Origin of the sequence: Citrobacter telavivensis (assembly GCF_041807075.1) — a bacterium.
Taxonomy (GTDB): Bacteria; Pseudomonadota; Gammaproteobacteria; order Enterobacterales; family Enterobacteriaceae; genus Citrobacter_A; species Citrobacter_A telavivensis.
This window is the reverse complement of record NZ_JBGUBF010000009.1, coordinates 86,894-104,036: the sequence shown is the minus strand read 5'-3', so window position 1 is coordinate 104,036 and position 17,143 is coordinate 86,894. Positions and strand designations below refer to the sequence as shown.

At 49.8% G+C, this 17,143-nt stretch carries 15 protein-coding genes; 13 read left to right on the top strand and 2 right to left on the bottom strand.

Annotation, left to right across the window (positions count from 1 at the left end; translation table 11 throughout):
- The 10 genes from tssI to ACERJC_RS22955 form a co-directional block, all read left to right on the top strand.
- The coding region (tssI, locus tag ACERJC_RS23000) for a type VI secretion system tip protein TssI/VgrG (protein WP_373672555.1) at positions 1-968 on the top strand (968 nt) is incomplete at its 5' end.
- A gap of 18 nt (positions 969-986) precedes the next feature.
- A complete protein-coding gene (locus ACERJC_RS22995; RefSeq protein WP_373672554.1) occupies positions 987-2,228 on the top strand; it encodes a hypothetical protein in 1,242 nt (413 codons plus the stop codon).
- A 10-nt stretch (positions 2,229-2,238) separates the two neighbouring features.
- A complete protein-coding gene (locus ACERJC_RS22990) occupies positions 2,239-2,475 on the top strand; it encodes a hypothetical protein (protein WP_373672553.1) in 237 nt (78 codons plus the stop codon).
- Between the two features lie 95 nt (positions 2,476-2,570).
- Positions 2,571-3,596, top strand: coding sequence for a DUF2169 family type VI secretion system accessory protein (locus tag ACERJC_RS22985; protein WP_373672552.1), 1,026 nt, complete (start codon positions 2,571-2,573; stop codon positions 3,594-3,596).
- On the top strand, positions 3,578-4,639 hold the full coding sequence (locus tag ACERJC_RS22980; RefSeq protein WP_373672551.1) for a hypothetical protein: 1,062 nt from the start codon (positions 3,578-3,580) through the stop codon (positions 4,637-4,639). Before ACERJC_RS22985 ends, ACERJC_RS22980 begins: the two co-directional genes overlap by 19 nt.
- The gene (locus ACERJC_RS22975) at positions 4,636-7,194 is read left to right on the top strand and encodes a T6SS effector phospholipase Tle3 domain-containing protein (RefSeq protein ID WP_373672550.1); all 2,559 of its coding nucleotides are present in this window, start codon (positions 4,636-4,638) and stop codon (positions 7,192-7,194) included. Before ACERJC_RS22980 ends, ACERJC_RS22975 begins: the two co-directional genes overlap by 4 nt.
- Positions 7,191-8,027, top strand: a complete 837-nt coding sequence (locus tag ACERJC_RS22970; RefSeq protein ID WP_373672549.1) for a T6SS immunity protein Tli3 family protein — start codon at positions 7,191-7,193, stop codon at positions 8,025-8,027. Before ACERJC_RS22975 ends, ACERJC_RS22970 begins: the two co-directional genes overlap by 4 nt.
- A 256-nt stretch (positions 8,028-8,283) precedes the next feature.
- On the top strand, positions 8,284-8,466 hold the full coding sequence (locus tag ACERJC_RS22965) for a hypothetical protein (protein ID WP_373672548.1): 183 nt from the start codon (positions 8,284-8,286) through the stop codon (positions 8,464-8,466).
- Positions 8,463-9,281, top strand: coding sequence for a T6SS immunity protein Tli3 family protein (locus ACERJC_RS22960; protein ID WP_373672547.1), 819 nt, complete (start codon positions 8,463-8,465; stop codon positions 9,279-9,281). The genes ACERJC_RS22965 and ACERJC_RS22960 overlap by 4 nt, the downstream gene beginning before the upstream one ends.
- A 248-nt stretch (positions 9,282-9,529) precedes the next feature.
- Positions 9,530-9,907 carry a hypothetical protein gene (locus ACERJC_RS22955; protein ID WP_373672546.1) on the top strand — a complete coding sequence of 126 codons (378 nt, stop codon included), beginning with the start codon at positions 9,530-9,532 and terminating at the stop codon, positions 9,905-9,907.
- A gap of 543 nt (positions 9,908-10,450) precedes the next feature.
- Here ACERJC_RS22955 and ACERJC_RS22950 read toward each other — a convergent pair.
- Complete coding sequence (locus ACERJC_RS22950; protein ID WP_286631583.1) at positions 10,451-11,695, bottom strand: MFS transporter; 1,245 nt, start codon at positions 11,693-11,695, stop codon at positions 10,451-10,453.
- A gap of 120 nt (positions 11,696-11,815) precedes the next feature.
- Here ACERJC_RS22950 and pdxR point away from each other — a divergent pair, with 120 nt between their 5' ends.
- On the top strand, positions 11,816-13,228 hold the full coding sequence (gene pdxR, locus ACERJC_RS22945) for a MocR-like pyridoxine biosynthesis transcription factor PdxR (RefSeq protein ID WP_373672545.1): 1,413 nt from the start codon (positions 11,816-11,818) through the stop codon (positions 13,226-13,228).
- A 335-nt stretch (positions 13,229-13,563) separates the two neighbouring features.
- Positions 13,564-13,932: an SH3 domain-containing protein gene (locus ACERJC_RS22940; RefSeq protein WP_373672544.1), complete on the top strand. Its 369-nt coding sequence runs from the start codon at positions 13,564-13,566 to the stop codon at positions 13,930-13,932.
- A 130-nt stretch (positions 13,933-14,062) separates the two neighbouring features.
- Here the strand turns inward: ACERJC_RS22940 and gss are convergent, their stop codons facing one another.
- Positions 14,063-15,922, bottom strand: coding sequence for a bifunctional glutathionylspermidine amidase/synthase (gene gss / locus ACERJC_RS22935; RefSeq protein WP_373672543.1), 1,860 nt, complete (start codon positions 15,920-15,922; stop codon positions 14,063-14,065).
- A 195-nt stretch (positions 15,923-16,117) separates the two neighbouring features.
- Here gss and yghU point away from each other — a divergent pair, with 195 nt between their 5' ends.
- Positions 16,118-16,987 (top strand): glutathione-dependent disulfide-bond oxidoreductase, encoded by an 870-nt coding sequence (gene yghU, locus ACERJC_RS22930; RefSeq protein ID WP_373672542.1) that lies wholly within the window; start codon positions 16,118-16,120, stop codon positions 16,985-16,987.
- Positions 16,988-17,143 lie beyond the last annotated feature (156 nt).

Below are 17,143 nucleotides of genomic sequence, written 5' to 3'. Positions count from 1 at the left end.
TCACCCTGACCGGACATCCCTCTGACACGCTGAACCGGGAATGGCAGGTGGTGAGCAGCGTCCTGACGGGCGACCAGCCGCAGGCGCTGCACGGCAGTCAGGGTAAAGGCACCACGCTGTCTAACCACTTCAGCGTCATTCCGGCGGACAGAACCTGGCGCGTCCCTCCCCTGCCCAAACCCTGCGTGGACGGCCCGCAGAGCGCCATCGTCACCGGCCCGGCGGGGGAAGAAATCTTCTGCGACGAGCATGGCCGGGTGCGGGTACGCTTTCACTGGGACCGTTACTGTCCAGGGAACGAGGACAGCTCCTGCTGGGTGCGGGTGTCGCAGGCGTGGGCCGGAACCGGCTTCGGTAACCTCGCGATACCGCGCGTGGGCCAGGAGGTGATAGTCGACTTCCTCAACGGCGACCCGGACCAGCCGATAGTCATGGGCCGCACCTACCACCAGGATAACCGTTCACCGGGGAATCTGCCGGGGACAAAAACACAAATGACCATCCGGTCGAAGACCTACAAGGGCAGCGGGTTTAATGAGCTGATGTTTGAGGATGCAACCGGGAAGGAACAGGTTTATATCCACGCGCAGAAGAACATGGATACGGAAGTGCTGAACAACCGCACCACCGATGTGAAAGTGGACCATACGGAAACCATCGGTAACAACCAGAGTGTCAGTGTCGGCAATGATCAGACGATGGCAATCACACACGATCGCAGCAAGAACGTGGGCAACGACCAGAAAACCAGGATCACGGGAAATGACTCTGAGGCTGTCGAACAATCCCAAAATATCACCGTTGGTAAGGACTACACCCTGACAGTGACTGACAGTCTAACCATACAAGTCGGTGAATGTGTACTGAGAATGAACAAAGACGGTACCATCCTGCTCAATGGCGTAAAAGTCCAGATTAAGGCGGAAGACTATATCAAAGGAGTCGCCAGTGACATTCACTTCAACTAAGCATGATGAGGTGAAATCATGCTGACCCGGACGATACGGCCTTTGCTTGCGGAACAATATGCAGATCTGTTGGCGCAGGATCACCGTTCCCGGCGGGTTCTGCTCTCTTCTTACTGCCACACCCTCAGCGATCTTGTCCGGCTTGATCAGAGAATTCTTACCTGCCTGGAAGGTATGGTGCAGTTAAAAGAAGAGACGGAGGATTACTTCCGGGGGCAACTTCAGGAGCCGCTGACGGCGGGAGAGCTATTTTCCGTTGCGCTGTTTGCTGTCAGTACCGATAACGAATCTTTGCTGTCCGGTTGCCTGGGGTTGGCGCAGGCCATGCCACGCCTGTTCCCGGTGCTACTGTCGGTCATGGACTGGATGCCGATGCAATCCCGATTGTGGCCGCTGATGCTGTCTCTTCCGGCGAGCAGGGCATATGCGGCAACGCTCAGGCACCGTCCGTTTCCCCCTGTTGTATTCAGTCAGCAGGACGTCAGGATACTTATTGAACAGGGGCGGTGTGTCGACTATCTGCTGCATTATCTATATCGCAGCGGCTCCTCGTTGTTTATCCCTGCGATGGAAAGCGTGTTTTCTTCAGGCCATGAGGAACTTATCCTCCAGGGCTGCCGCGCAATATTATGCCTGCGTTCTGTGGCAGGAAACTATACCGATACCGCCCTCAAACAACTTTACCTGCTGGCCCAAAGCAAAAAAGAAGGAATTCGCTCTTCTGCTGTCAGATATCTGTTAACGCACCCAGCATGTAACCCCCATGCTCTGCTGAGTGGTCTGTCCGAAGAAGCCACGGATACCCGCTTACTGATACAGGCGATGGGTTGGTCCGGGCTGGCAGATTATATTCCGTCCCTGCTGACATATTTTGACACCCCGGACTGTGCACGGCTTAGCGTGCTGTCCGTTATTGCCATTACCGGTTCGCTCCCAGAACAGGATGGCTGGCGACGCAAAAATGATGAGGATGCCCCTGTCACAGTGACAACTGAATCAGCAGTAATCCCTGAACGCGATCCTGAACAGGGCGTGGTCTGGCCGGAGAGCAAAGCATTTGAGATCTGGTGGCAAGCACGGCAGGAATATTTTGCGGCGGGTTTACCTTATCTGTGCGGACAACCTGCCACACCGGATGGTCTGAGTTCTGTTCTCAGGAGGGGCTATCTGAATCTGCGCCCACTGGCACTGATGCGGATGGGGCAGTTTTCTGAACTGGCTGCTTTTCCAGCAACAGATCCCGGTACAACGAATCAATGAGATAACCAAAATGCAACAGACACTAATAAAAGCCATATCGCAGGATGAGCAGGAAAACGTAGCTGATGAAATCACCACTGTGCCGGACGAACTGATCTTCACGGCTAACCAGAAAATCACTCTGAGCTGCGGTAAGTCCCGCATAACGCTTTATCCAAACGGTAAGGTGGTGATCAAGGGCGAATATATTCTCAGCGATGCCGAGGGAGTAAACCGCCTGTCTGGCGGGCGTATTGAGGTGAACTGAACCACCTTCCGAATTTATTCGGGGCACAATCCTCGCCGGAGAGTTATTCCGGGCATGAATACAGGCAGGCTATTTCTGCCAACAGGGACAGCAAAATGTGGCAGGTAGATAATCAAACCCCGTATGAGGTTAAAGGAAGCTGGATCAGAAACCGTCAGGGTGAAGAGGTTCGCATCACCGTACTCAAGGCAACATGGGATATCTTTCCTGACGGTACCACGGCATTGTCTACCCGTCAGTCGCCAGTGAATACCGGACCGGTTTTGCAGGATGATGGCAAAACGCTGCTTTATGATACCGACTGTGGTCCGGCAAAAAGCGCAACCGATATTGTGCTGAATGGTCACGCATACTCCCCTGACGGAAAAGCCGTTCGTAATTTACCCATCGGGCTGAAAGTCGGGAGTGTTATCCGGCTTGCTCGCGTATATGGTGAGCGCCAGTGGGACGGCAAACAATATAATCCGCCATCGCTTTTCACCCGTACGCAGCTTAGTTACGACAAAATGAACCGGGGCGAATTTTTCTCATTCTACGCCAGCCACTATAACCCGGACGGTATTCCGGTTGACGCAGTTCCTGAAACAGAAATACCCGCATTACCCCAGATTGAATTTTATGGTGATGAGACAACACCAGGGTTTGGCGTACAGCCACGATACTGGCCTGGCCGGATGCAGTTTGCCGGAACATATGATGACAACTGGCGGAAGTACCGTGCGCCATTACCGCCGGACAATATGGATGAACGTTACTGGCAGAGCGCACCCGCCCCGCTGTATGCCGGAGGATGGCTGAATGGTGGTGAAACGGTTTGTCTGGGAAATCTGACGCCACCGGGTTACGGTCAACATGGGTTACTCGTGTTTACACTTCCACGCATCATCCCCGCATTCAGAACACTGTTTTATGACGGCAGTGTCCGTCGACACCGGGCAAAACTGCATACCGTGATTATCGAACCTGATTTTCCCCGTGTCAGCCTGGTCTGGCACAGTGCCTTACCCTGCCACCGTCTGGTTAACCAGCTTGAATCCACCACCATTTACGAAAAACGGCGTTTATTCGTCAGAGAAAAAGCTCTTCCTGGAAATTTTCCGGAGTGGGAGACGTTACTGTGACCGCCATTATTGCTGCATCCTGTATTTTTCCTTCTGGCCCCACGCTGGCACTGGCTGGTATTGCCCATCGTCTTCAGTTTTCTCTGGTTCGCAAACATCCGCAATGGACCGACAGATGCAGGTATCCCGTCAGAGCCTGCTATTTTCCAGAAATAGCGTCAGCACCTTTAGCTGAACGCTTCCGGCAGTTGCTCCGGCAGGTGCTGACAGAACTGACAACAACCCTGCCGGAGCTGAAACAAATACCACCAGCTCACGTGGCAATATTGTTTCCACCGCTGAACAGGCCAGGAATGGCATCCGAACTGGCAGCGATGGCAGAAGAAGCGATATCCGAATACACAGGATGGTCTCACTCCCCGGTTTATATCCGGCATGGCGGGCGCGCAGAGGCGGTTGCCATGCTGGCTAAACTCACTGCTTTCCCGTTGCAGGAAGGCGCAGTCAGCGTTCTGCTGGCAGCGGATTCATGGCTGTCGCCAGACACACTGGCATGGCTGGAGGATGAAGGGTTGCTACACAACAGCCATCGCTCGCACAAAGGATATATAAGGATAAATCCTTACGGGCGGATACCGTCCGAAGGCGCGGCGGCGCTGGTTCTGGCGTCAGCTACCACAGAACACAGGCCGTGGTGCCATATTCGCGGCACCGGCATGGCAGTTGGAGAAGTGACGTATTCAGATGAAGGCGTTTGTCTGGGCAGAGGCCTGCGCCAGGCTGCAATACAGGCGCTGGAAACGGCAAAGGTGACTTCATTGCTCCATGTGGTGAGTGACGTTAACGGCGAGCCGTACCGCGCAGATGAGCTGGGATTTACCCTGCCTGCGCTGGATGCTTATACAGACCATGAACTGGCAGAGGAAAAACCCGTGCTGGCTTCCGGCGACCTGGGGTGCGCGAGTTTAGTGGCGCATATGGCGCTGACCGCATGGCGAATGCATTCGTCTGCACTCCCCGGCGATACGCTGCTGCTTTCCTCTTCAGACGACGGACAACGTGGCGCTGCTGTCTTATCAAAACATGAGGGACCAGATAAATGATCACCATTAACATTAACGGACTAACCCTGTGCCACAAAGGCAGCGGCGGCGTCAGCCACAATACCCTCCCAGATGTGTGTAAAACGCCGGGAGAAGGCATACCGGTTCCCTATGAAAACGAAGCCTACTCTGCCGACCTGGTGAAAGGCACGGTCAGCGTGTTTGCCGATGGCGGCAATATGATAGCCAACCTGGGGTCGCAGTTTGCGCGCAGCGTGTTCGATGAACAGGGCAGCATGGGCGGGGTGAAATCAGGAACGAATAAGGCCGAGGCCGAGTGGATAAGCCACTCATTTGATGTATTTTTTGAGGGGAAACCGGCCTGCCGCCTGACGGATAAAATGTATATGAATCACCGCAATACGGTGAATATGGCGGGATTGCAGCAGGACTTTCTGCCGCCAAGGCCGGAACTGGACGATGAGTCATATATCCCGCCGGCAGAAGATGACGATAAATCATACCTCTCCCCGGCAGAAAATAGTGATAAATCAGAGACTCCCCCGTCAGAAAATAACGATAAATCAGACGCCCCGCCGCCAGAAGATAAAGACAAGGTCATGCCCTGCATCGTGATACTGGTACATGGTGTGAACGACGTCGGGGAAGCCTATCAGAATCAGGACACCGGAATTTGCAGAGGACTGAATACGCGACTGGGGCGGAAGGATTTTCAGCCACATACATGGCAGCCGGAACAATTTATGATTTCGGATGTGGAGGGGGAAGTCGCCAATTCTCCAGTTATTCCTTTTTACTGGGGATATAAGCCAGTGGAGCATTCGGCATGGGTGGAAGATCAGAAACGCTACCGGGATGACCTGACGAAGAAACATGATGAAGCGGATCTGCCTTACGATACTTATCAGGAGTTTAATGAGGAAAATATTGCTGCCCATGCAGGAGAACATATCGACAGTCGGAACAACTGGCTGGATAAGCAACATGCAAATGCAAGAGGCGGCGGCACCTTTGCCAATGCCACCACCAGCATTCCGGATATCTTTGGTCCCGGAGCAAACGGCCTGTCTGTGTGGATGGTTGGAGAAGCATCCCGATCCTGGCTGAACGGCGGCGACTGGACGCACCCTGTATACAGCAACCCTCATCGTATCTATATTGCGTATGCTGCCCGTCGCCTTGCTGACTTGATTTTAAAGATCCGGAGAGATTCGGGTGCAAAAAATGACACCATCAATGTTGTGGCCCACAGCCAGGGGACGATTATCACCATGCTGGCGAACATGTGGGTAAAAGCGGAAAAACAAAACCCCGCAGACTGCGTTATCCTGTGCCATTCACCCTATTCACTGGAAAACCGCTGGCAGGAAAATGGTCAGCCAGGCAATCAGCAGACGGATGACGCACGGCAACAAACCCTGGCGCACTTCTGTAATATGATGAAGAAAAATGGATTGCATGATGGCAGTACGTCTCATAATGCTGATTATATTAGCCAGTTGCATGCTAACAATTGCCTGACGGATGAAGGACAAACCGCCTGGGCTACGGAAACGTACAACCGTAATAACTTTGGGCTGGTCTACAACTATTTCTGCCCGGAAGATCAGGTAGTATCGATGATGCCGATACAGGGAATGGGCTGGCGTGGTATTCCGGATCCGTTATCCAGGAGCATGGGCGATAATATCCGTCAGCGCGTGTTTTGCAAGGATGAAGCGGTTGGAAATAAAACAGGGTATCGTTATGTTGCGAAGGATATCCGGAAATTAGACAGGAACAGGGTTCCTGTGCCAGAACCAGAAATCAAGGACCCGGATAAACCCATTCAGGATGTGATTTATTTATATAATGATGTCATCATTAATGCACCATTACTCCCTGCTTCATTTAACTTTACACTTAATGGCCAGGATAATAACTACAGATCAGCGATAGACGGCAATGATGTAAATATATCCCGCGCAGCCATGATGGCAGAAGCATTTGTAACGGAAAATATAGATATCCCGAATACGGCTGAATTCCATACGCTACCACTTTATCAGTTCCTGAATAATGAGCAACTGTCTGAAGTAAGCGCTCTGCATAATATCGTGGCGATTAGCGGTCAGAAGGTAGACGTTTATGATGTGGATTATTACGCCCGACATGAAAAACTGAAAATACAGCGCCGTATGAAGGAAGATGAAATTGAGTCGGCACTTCTGAAAGGAACCACCTACAGTCAGCATTCATCCATTGTCAGCAATGACGACGTACCGGAAAAGGCCATGACCTACGATCTGGCTATCGGGCAGTGTAAGGCGTATGAGAAGACAGAATTCTGGCGAGATTTATTATTACAGGCAGACTGGCGTCGGCCGGATAATCCAGATACATATACGAGGAGATATTATTCAGAAGGTAAATTGCCTGATGAGTTCAAGAAAATGATGAATAAACCCGAAACAGGTGAAAAACCGATGCCCACCGGGGAAAATGGCGTGGTCAATGATTATGGCCCACGCAGAGAAATAGACTGGCGTAATGGGAAGTGGGTGTCCGTAACTCAGTGGGATCAGCCAGATCCCGTACCGCCGGAGTTACTATGAAAATGAGAGCGTTTTTACTGGCGTGTGGCTGTTTATGTGCCGGCTGCGATCAGCATGATCCCCGTCCGCGTGAATTACCGAAACAGGTAATTTACCGTTTTGACGATCATCGCTATCTGGAGCTGGAAGGCTTTCGTTGTGAAGGCGCACTCTGGTATGTCGATACAAAAAGGGCTATTCGTTCCGAAGTGGTGGCACGGGATACACCCATCTTCAGGATCTCGTTTTTTAAATATATTCATCCCTCGGAGCGATATATTTCTATTCCGTGGGGCGATTTCTCGGGTTTTATCGTTTCCAAAGATTATGGGCAAACCTGGGGGGATGGTCGATTCAGTCCTGGAGGGGGGGCCGATCCGCATGCTTATGGCAGTAAAGGTAAACGGATCCCTGCAAGGGAGGATGATTATGGAATGACAGCTATACCAGGTGAAGATACCAGTCCGATACGAAAGGACGTAGTGTCCATGACGGTGGTAAATGACCAGGCGTTTATTCTTACCCGCTGGGGCGATCTGTATATCAGTTCAAAACCCTTTGACGATCCTCGGCTTAATCCTGGAGGTAAAGGTATCCCCTATACCTATAAGGATTATAACGGTGTGTTACAGCATGACCGTCTGAAGCCCGGAAGTTCAGGTATGGACTGGGGCTGGGAATATACTTCCTGGAATTCAGTAGATGGCCCTGATCGCTGGATAACCGATGCGTATAAACCTAACTGGCAAAATATCCCCAATAAAGTTCCGGAAGTGAAGAATTATACCGGCTGGGATCATATGTCTTGCGATATGAGCGCAGGATTGCCTGAGAAAGAAAAACAGAAACGGTGATGGACCGGATAATGAATATCTGACGAAGACTGGCGGAACTGAAACAAACACCACCGGCCAGCGTGGGAATATTGTTTCCACCGCTGAACAGGCCTGGAATGGCACCTGAACTGGCAGCGATGGCAGAAGAAGCAATATCTGGCAGCACAAGGCATTTAGAAAGACAGAATTCTGGCGAGATTTATTATTACAGGCAGACTGGCGTCGGCCGGATAATCCAGATACATATACGAGGCAATATTATTCAGAAGGTAAATTGCCTGATGAGTTCAAGAAAATGATGAATAAACCAGAAACAGGTGAAAAACCGATGCCCACCGGGGAAAATGGCGTGGTCAATGATTATGGCCCACGCACGGAAATAGACTGGCGTAATGGGAAGTGGGTGCCAGTAACTCAGTGGGATCAGCCAGATCCCGTACCGCCGGAGCTACTATGAAAATGAGAGCGTTTTTACTGGCGTGTGGCTGTTTGTGTGCCGGCTGCGATCAGCATGATCCCCGTCCGCGTGAATTACCTAAACAGGTGATCTACCGTTTTGACGATCATCGCTATCTGGAGCTGGAAGGCTTTCGCTGTGAAGGCGCACTCTGGTATGTCGATACAAAAAGGGCTATTCGTTCCGAAGTGGTGGCACGGGATACGCCCATCTTCAGGATCTCGTTTTTTAAATATATTCATCCCTCGGAGCGATATATTTCTATTCCGTGGGGCGATTTCTCGGGATTTATCGTTTCCAAAGATTATGGACAAACCTGGGGTGATGGTCGATTCAGTCCTGGAGGAGGGGCCGATCCGTACGGTAAATATATTCCTGCCAGAATGATGGATGGCAGGATAAAGATAGTTGCAGGTGAAGATACTCGTCCGATAAAAGAAGATGTGGTGTCCATGACGGTGGTAAATGACCAGGCGTTTATTCTTACCCACTGGGGCGATCTGTATATCAGTTCAAAACCCTTTGACGATCCTCGGCTTAATCCTGGAGGTAAAGGTATCCCCTACACCTATAAGGATTATAACGGTGTGTTACAGCATGACCGTCTGAAGCCCGGAAGTTCAGGCATGGACTGGGGCTGGGAATATACCTCCTGGAATTCAGTAGATGGTCCTGAACACTGGATAACCGATGCGCATAAACCGAACTGGCAAAATATCCCCAATAAAGTTCCGGAAGTGAAGAATTATACCGGCTGGGATCATATGCGCTGCGATCCGGATTTGGGCCTACCGGAGGAGAAAAATAATAACTGACAGAGGAAAAACCGGTGCTGGCTTCCACCAAGGCCAGAAATGGACGATGACTCATATATCCCCCCGTCAGAAGATAACGATAAATCAGATGCCCCTCCGTCAGAGGATAAAGACAAGGTTATGCCCTGTATCGTGATACTGGTGCACGGTGTGAATGACGTCGGGGAAGCATAACAGAATCAGGACACCGGAATTTGCAGAACACTTAATACGCGCCTGTTATCCCTTTTTACTGGGGATATAAGCCGGTGGATCATTCGGTATGGGTGGATGATCAGAAAAAATACACCAAAGTTGTTAATGACCTCCACGATGCCGGAAAGAAAAATGACGCGTCTCTCCTCTACGATATCTATCAGGAGTTTGATACGGAAAATATCGCATCCCACGCGGGAGAACATATCGACAGTCAGAATAACTGGCTGGATAAAAAACATGCAAATGCAAGAGGTGACGGTACCTTTGCCAATGCCGTCACCAGCATTCCGGATATCTTTGATCCCGGAGCAAACGGCATGGTCGTATGGATGGCAGGAGAAGCATGCCGTTCCTGGCTGAACGGTGGCGACTGCCGGGCGAGCGCGAAATCATGCTGGCATCATCACGGTAAACAGTACCTGCGTTAGAGATATTCAGCTCACCAAAACTGCCCAGTGTTGTGGTCAACCCTCACCGTACCACCGGTATTAATGTTAAAAATCGCCTCAGCGTGATACCGTCGGGCACTGATCAACGCGGACAGAGTCGTCATAATCATGAAAGAAAGCAAACTTATTTTCCCGACCAAAGAGAGGGAAATAAATAGCGACAATAACGCAGAAGATCGGGATGATTTGTTCGTTGATAAGGTAATACGACTTTTTCTGCCTGAAAGTTCAGAGCAGGCCTGAAATGCTTTCAATGCACAATTCCAGACAGCCTCCCTGAAGGAGGGAGATGATTAATAATAAAATAAGGAACCGAAAGAACCGCCACCTGTTTTCAGCACGATAATTTACCCGCTATATTTCACTTCCAGTATTCCCTGGGTATCGCTGTAACCCTTATCTCCCTTCTGCACACCCTCGTTACATTCACTTTACCTCCTCCCGATGCGGATTTCGCCCCGGTTGCCCTGAAGTGCTCTGGTAAAACCGATAATGTCTCGTTCAGTTTCCTGGATATAGGTGCTAATCCTGACCCACGAGTCCTTTCTTTGAAAGCCTCAACAAAAGCAATACTGCAAGCGCAATAGGAATAAAAGTGAGCCAATTGAGGTTTATCCAACCGAGGGAGTGATACAACTGTCCGGATATCAGCGAGGCGATAGCAGAGGCACCAAAAACCAATAGGTCATTCAATGATTGTACTTTACTGCGCTCACTTGCATGGTAACACTCTGTCACCAACGCGGTCGCGCCAATAAAACTGAAGTTCCAGCCCAGCCCCAGTAACGCAAATCCACTCCAAAAAATGAATACGCTGTTGCCGATAAAATAACAAACGCTTGAGAGAGCAATAATTAGAAAACCCAGTATGGTGACAGGCAACTTACCATAGCGGGTCATGATCTTACCGGTAAAAAAGCTGGGGAGATACATCGCTAAAATATGCCACTGTACGCCCAACGTTGCATGATTGATTGAATGACCGGCGTCGACTATAGCCATCGACGTTACCGTCATCATAAACATCATCAAACCATAAGATGTTAATCCGGCAGTCACGGCGACAATAAAGCGGAAACTTTTTATAATCTGCAGAATTGTTCTTGGTTGCCTGGGAACGTTATTTTCCTGTCTTTCGCTTTGCTCCGTGATTTTATCCTCTTCAGGTACAACAAGCCCTGTCGTCAACCGGCCCACAGATAAAATCAAAATTATAGCGATGAGTGCCAGCACGGACTGGCTGAGAAAACTGCCGACCAAAGGAACGTCCAAAATGTCCTGTCCCAAAATAACCAGCTGCGGCCCTAATACAGCAGCAACCAGTCCCCCCTGCATCACCCGAGAAATCGCTTTTGGATGTGCCCATCCAGGAAGATAATCAATAGCTGCAAAACGGTAATTTTGTACGCAGGCGCCGTAGCCTCCCGCCAGGACTGCACCAATACAGAAATTCAGAAAAGAAGCGCTGTAAACGCCATAGGCTGCAAAAAGCCCTCCAATAGCAGCAATCAGCGCCCCCATCAGGTAAGTAGATTGCCGGCCAAAACGAGCAATTAAGTAGCCAACAGGCAAGGTTGCTAGCGCCATCCCTATGCTATAAAGTGAAACGGGCAATGTCGCTAAAGAAGGCGTGCTTGAAAGCTTTGCGCCAACCATGCCTCCTAAAGAAATGATAATTGGGGAAGAGGATGCGCCCACTATCTGCATCAGGAATATCAGATTCACATAGTGCCATGCGCGTTGATCTATTTTCTCAGTATTATCCATGACCGTTTACTTAAAGTTAACAACTTTAGACTATTCCAGATGAAAGTTAACCACAGACAACCGTTTTCAAGAAGTACCAGTTTGAGCAAATTTTAATGGAACCAGTTGGGGAAAGTTCGAATGCTATACATTAAGTTTGATAGAATTCATGGTCATTCTTATTCAAAAAATATTTACAAGGATATACGCGAAAAGATACTTTCTGGTAACTTACGTACTGAAGAAAAACTTCCATCAACACGTGAGTGTTCTAAAAATTTGTCTGTTTCACGAAATACAATATTGACGGCTTATGAAATGTTAATTTCAGAAGGTCTTGTCGTGAGTAAGCCCGGGGCTGGTTTTTTTGTCAGTTCAGACATTATTGCTAAGAAACACCCCTTACAGGTTAGTGATAGTTGTGCCGCCTCGTTGTCAGATATATCAATACCCACGAATGCGATTAACTTTGACAGTGGGCTTCCTGCTTTAGATTTATTTCCCAAAAGAAAATGGAGTAAAGCGGCAACAAAAGCGCTAAAAGAGGCGCCGATATCTGCATTAGGTTACGATGATCCTCAAGGTAGGTCAGAGTTTAGAGAAGTACTCAGAAAATATCTTCAACGCACACGCGGCATCGTCTGTGGTGCGGACCAGATTATTGTTACCAACGGAACGAAACAAGGTTTAACATTGGTGGCAAAATGTCTGCTTGATGCACAAAGTGAAATCTGGATTGAAAATCCGACTAACGACAATGTCAGGCAGATATTTTCTTATCACACGAATAATATCACGCCTTTTGAAGTCGATAAGGATGGTATACAACCTTGCTTATTTTTCAAGAACAATAGCCCTACATTGATATTTATGACACCATCTCACCAATTTCCAATGGGGGGGAGGTTACCCATCAAAAGACGTCTGGAAGTGATTAAATTCGCCAGAGAGAATGACTGTTTGATACTAGAAGATGACTATGATAGTGAATTCACTTATGAGGGTTCACCTGCCAATTCATTATTTGAACTTGATCCACAGCATGTGATTTACTCTGGCACGTTTAGTAAAGTGTTGTTCCCTTCTATACGCCTCGGTTATCTTGTAGTCCCGCGTCATCTTGTAAGCAGAATTCGGGAAATTAAACGACTAGCGGATCATCATTCAAATTCAATAACCCAACTAACGCTGATGCATTTCATCGAAAGTAAAGAACTTGAACGTCATATCCGACGAATGAAAAAAGAGTATGGGAAACGACGAGAACAGTTACTTTTTCTCTTACATAAATATTTTGGAGAAAATATTAAAATACACGGCGATCGGGCCGGGATGCATGTTGTGGCAGAATTTAATGGTGTTATTTTTACGCAAAAAACCCTTCAACGATTGCAAGAAAAAGGTGTCTATGTTGTTCCTGTGGAAAAACACTCCATGTTAAAGGGGAAACATCAAAGTAAAATAATTTTGGGTTATGCACATCTTTCCTGTGAGATCATGGAAACCGGATTGAATATAATCAAAGCGGAATTAAACCTCAGCGAGAGTTTATAAATTGCGGATTAAACACTTACTGTTTCAGAGATAATCGTTAGGATTATTCACCTCAAACCCTTCAGGATACATTGATGCAAATCCACTCTCCGGATCAGACAAAATCGATATAGATAAATGAGCCTTATTGCAATTAATTACTCTTTCATTAATTTCTCTTTTATCTATTTATTTTCCATCTAGTTGTCTTTCATTTAGCATGACAACATTGGCAATCGCTATTTTAGTGACTGTGATCATTTACTATGTCTTATAATAATATGATATTCATCTGTACTGTATGGACAGAAAAATTAATATCACTGGAAGCGCAACTTTAATCAGGAGAAAGATAAATGGACGAAAAAATATTATTTATCGCGATCGGGAAACATCGAAGCGAATATCCAGACCCTATCACATTCAAAAGAGGAACCCCGCTTATTGTTGGGGAAAGATATGAGGGTAATGAAGGATGGGATAACTGGTGCTTTTGTATAGCGTCGGGTCATGCGGGCGGGTGGGTTCCTGAACAACTGATTGAACGACGTGCCGAGTCGGATCATGGGGTGGCAAAAGAGGACTATTCTGCGAAAGAGCTTGACGTGAATGAGGGCGATGAGTTTCAGGCAATAAAAGCGCTGAATGGCTGGCTATGGTGTCGACGGCTTGCAGATAATGATATTGGATGGGTGCCGATGAATATTCTGCGGAAAATAGCATGAATTGCATCAGGTAAAAGACGTCGTGAGCGAAACTGCCATCGCTTAGGTCATGTCCGGACACCACGGTAAAAAGAAACCGCAACGCTACGCATTGCGGTCTTTAGTTCCTTACGCGAAATAGCCGAAGGGATCACCCCTTCAGTACAATCAGCGGTTCGATATCGCTCTCTTTTTTGATAACCAGCGATTCGTCGCCGCGCAGACAGGTGCCGCCGTAGTTTCCACCGACGGTAAAGGTGCACACCTGAATATACTTACCGGCAACGTTTGGCAGACACCATAGCTGCTGATAAATGTTTTTCTGTTCAGCAAATTTCCCGCTGGTTTTATCCAGCAATTCTTCCTGATGGCTGACCAGGTCGATATTGCTACCACAGCGACCGGCAATCGGTTTCACCGCATACCCGGTTTGCGCCAGTTCATCATTGACGATGAAATCGGTATCCAACAGGTAACGATGATGCGGGAAAAGTTGCCAGAGGATCGGCAGAATCGCTTTGTTACCCGGGATCACCGTCCACAGAGGCTCAAAGACCAGCACTTCCGGGCGCAGCAGCACATCAATCAGCCGTACGTCCTGATCGGTATGCCCGGTACGAATCGGCACAGCGGCATACTCGGTTTCGCTGACTTCACGCACCTGCTCAATGGCCGTTTCCCATGCCCAGGTTTTCCAGACGCAGTTCACCAGGCGTCCTTCGCCGTCAATCAACTGACCAGCATCATCCCAGCGTAGTTCATCCAGCCCACGCAGGATCTTACTTTCAAACCCGGCCTGATGCAGCGCCTGCTGCATAAACTGCGCGTGGTAGTTCTCCTCAATATCCTTATCCTGCATGATGTGCACAAAAGGACGCGCGTGGCTGTGTTTCCAGGCTCCTGCCAGCTCGTTAATCAGCCCTTCTGCCGGATTGTGCCCCTGCCCTTTATAGCCCTGCTCCGCCCAGCGCTCGAGGATTAGCCCCGCTTCGGTATGACACGAAGCGGAATCGGCGTTGTATTCGTACACCTTCAGCCCACGCTCATCCATACAGAAATCCATACGACCGGTGATCATATGGTGGCGACGACGCTGCCAGGAGAGACGCAAACGCGGCCAGAGGATTTTGGGAATGTCGAACAGCGCCAGCAGGTTATCATCCTTCAGCACCTTGTCTGTGGCGTGCAGATACATCAGATGCAGCTCGTTGGTCGCTTTGATCAACTCCTGCTCGGCACTCTCTGTCATCGTGAAATACTGGTATGGATCCTGATTGATCACGTGACCGTTTGCCGTTACATAGGCTTTTTGCAGCGGATCCTGTTCGTCCAGCCACTTGCCGTCAAACTGACCCTTTTCTTCCAGTCTTGCCGTGCCAATCTTCAGCGAATCATTGGCGATCCCCGGCTGCGGCAGGCTGTGCCTGGTATCGTCGGTCTGGATCATCCAGCCCAGAATGGTGGTGTCGTCAAAAGTGTCTTTCAGGGTATAGCAGCCATTTTCCACCACCATCTCCAGCTCACGCGTCCACTGCTGTCCGGGAGGAAGCGGAGTGTGAATGACATTCTGCTCGGCAATACGGATTTTGTTATCCAGCAGCTGAGTAATGATCGCGACGTGGCCGGTGTCTTTAAATTCACCGCCTTTCTGCCAGATGAGCAACGCCCCGGCGACCGGCGCGCGGGGCGATCCGTTAGGAAACGCCTGCAACGGCAAAATGTTGTCGTTCACCACTTCGCGCAGGAAACGCAGCGAGAAGATCTCCCACGCCATACCGACATCAGTGAACACCGCACCATAATTCAGGAAGAGGAAACGGCGCGCGAATTCAACGCACTGCCATTTGTGGCCCATATATTCATTGTCGATATAGCTGCGAAATGCAGCATCATCGTCATAGTCCCGTGGGTCGAGGGAGCTGTAATCTGAAGAGTAGATCGCTACACCACCGGGGGCATAGCCCAATAATGTCCCGAACGGGGCATCCTGACTGGTCGTTCCTTTGCTCATGCACCTTACCTCAAAACTATACAGCTGAGCAGCTTCTGCTTGCCTGCTCTACACCGCCGACCATCATACACCTCAACGCAGCGGGAGCGCGCGCAACAACAAAAAATAGCCAGGCGTAAATGTGCCAATCTGTTAAATGCGCGGGTGGTGACCTGCTACACTGCTTCAACACAACCACTCAGAAGGCAGGTCAACATGTCAGATAACACTTATCAGCCCGCGAAAGTCTGGACGTGGGAAAAATCCAGCGGCGGTGCGTTCGCCAACATCAACCGTCCGATCTCCGGTTCAACTCACGACAAAGTGCTGCCCGTCGGTAAGCACCCGCTTCAGCTCTATTCACTGGGCACGCCGAACGGCCAGAAAGTCACCATCATGCTGGAAGAACTGCTGGCGCAGGGAGTGAGCGGCGCGGAATACGATGCGTGGCTGATTCGCATTGGCGAAGGCGATCAGTTCTCCAGCGGCTTTGTGGAGGTTAACCCGAACTCGAAGATCCCGGCATTGCGCGATCATTCGCAGAATCCACCGGTGCGCGTGTTTGAGTCGGGATCGATCCTGCTGTATCTGGCGGAAAAGTTTGGCTATTTCCTGCCGCAGGATCGCGCAAAACGTCCGGAAACCCTGAACTGGCTGTTCTGGCTCCAGGGCGCAGCCCCCTTCCTCGGCGGCGGTTTCGGCCACTTCTATCACTACGCACCGGTGAAGATTGAGTACGCGATCAACCGCTTTACGATGGAAGCCAAACGCCTGCTGGACGTGCTGGATAAGCAGCTGGCGAATAACGCTTTCGTGGCGGGCGATGAGTACACCATTGCCGATATGGCTATCTGGCCGTGGTTTGGCAATGTCGTGCTGGGTAATGTGTACGACGCGGCGGAATTCCTTGACGCAGGCAGCTACAAAAATGTGCAGCGCTGGGCGAAAGAGGTCGCTGAACGTCCGGCCGTTAAACGCGGGCGGATTGTGAATCGTACCAACGGGCCGCTGAATGAGCAGCTTCATGAGCGTCATGACGCTGGTGATTTCGACACAAACACCGAAGATAAACGCCATCCGGCATAATGCTGCCTGATGGCGCTGCGCTTATCAGGCCTACCACATTCCAACCGTAGGCCGGATAAGACGTTTACGTCGCCATCCGGCTGGATGCTTGCCTGATGGCGCTACGCTTATCAGGCCTACCATACTCCAACCGTGGGCCGGATAAGACGTTTACGT

What these genes read in the sequence shown, in the direction of transcription:
- yghU (WP_373672542.1), top strand. Translation starts at nt 16,118, where the DNA reads ATGTCAGATAACACTTATCAGCCCGCGAAAGTCTGGACGTGGGAAAAA.
- pdxR (WP_373672545.1), top strand. Translation starts at nt 11,816, where the DNA reads ATGCTATACATTAAGTTTGATAGAATTCATGGTCATTCTTATTCAAAA.
- ACERJC_RS22985 (WP_373672552.1), top strand. Translation starts at nt 2,571, where the DNA reads ATGTGGCAGGTAGATAATCAAACCCCGTATGAGGTTAAAGGAAGCTGG.
- gss (WP_373672543.1), bottom strand. Translation starts at nt 15,922, where the DNA reads ATGAGCAAAGGAACGACCAGTCAGGATGCCCCGTTCGGGACATTATTG.
- ACERJC_RS22960 (WP_373672547.1), top strand. Translation starts at nt 8,463, where the DNA reads ATGAAAATGAGAGCGTTTTTACTGGCGTGTGGCTGTTTGTGTGCCGGC.
- ACERJC_RS22975 (WP_373672550.1), top strand. Translation starts at nt 4,636, where the DNA reads ATGATCACCATTAACATTAACGGACTAACCCTGTGCCACAAAGGCAGC.
- ACERJC_RS22995 (WP_373672554.1), top strand. Translation starts at nt 987, where the DNA reads ATGCTGACCCGGACGATACGGCCTTTGCTTGCGGAACAATATGCAGAT.
- ACERJC_RS22950 (WP_286631583.1), bottom strand. Translation starts at nt 11,695, where the DNA reads ATGGATAATACTGAGAAAATAGATCAACGCGCATGGCACTATGTGAAT.
- ACERJC_RS22990 (WP_373672553.1), top strand. Translation starts at nt 2,239, where the DNA reads ATGCAACAGACACTAATAAAAGCCATATCGCAGGATGAGCAGGAAAAC.
- ACERJC_RS22940 (WP_373672544.1), top strand. Translation starts at nt 13,564, where the DNA reads ATGGACGAAAAAATATTATTTATCGCGATCGGGAAACATCGAAGCGAA.
- ACERJC_RS22970 (WP_373672549.1), top strand. Translation starts at nt 7,191, where the DNA reads ATGAAAATGAGAGCGTTTTTACTGGCGTGTGGCTGTTTATGTGCCGGC.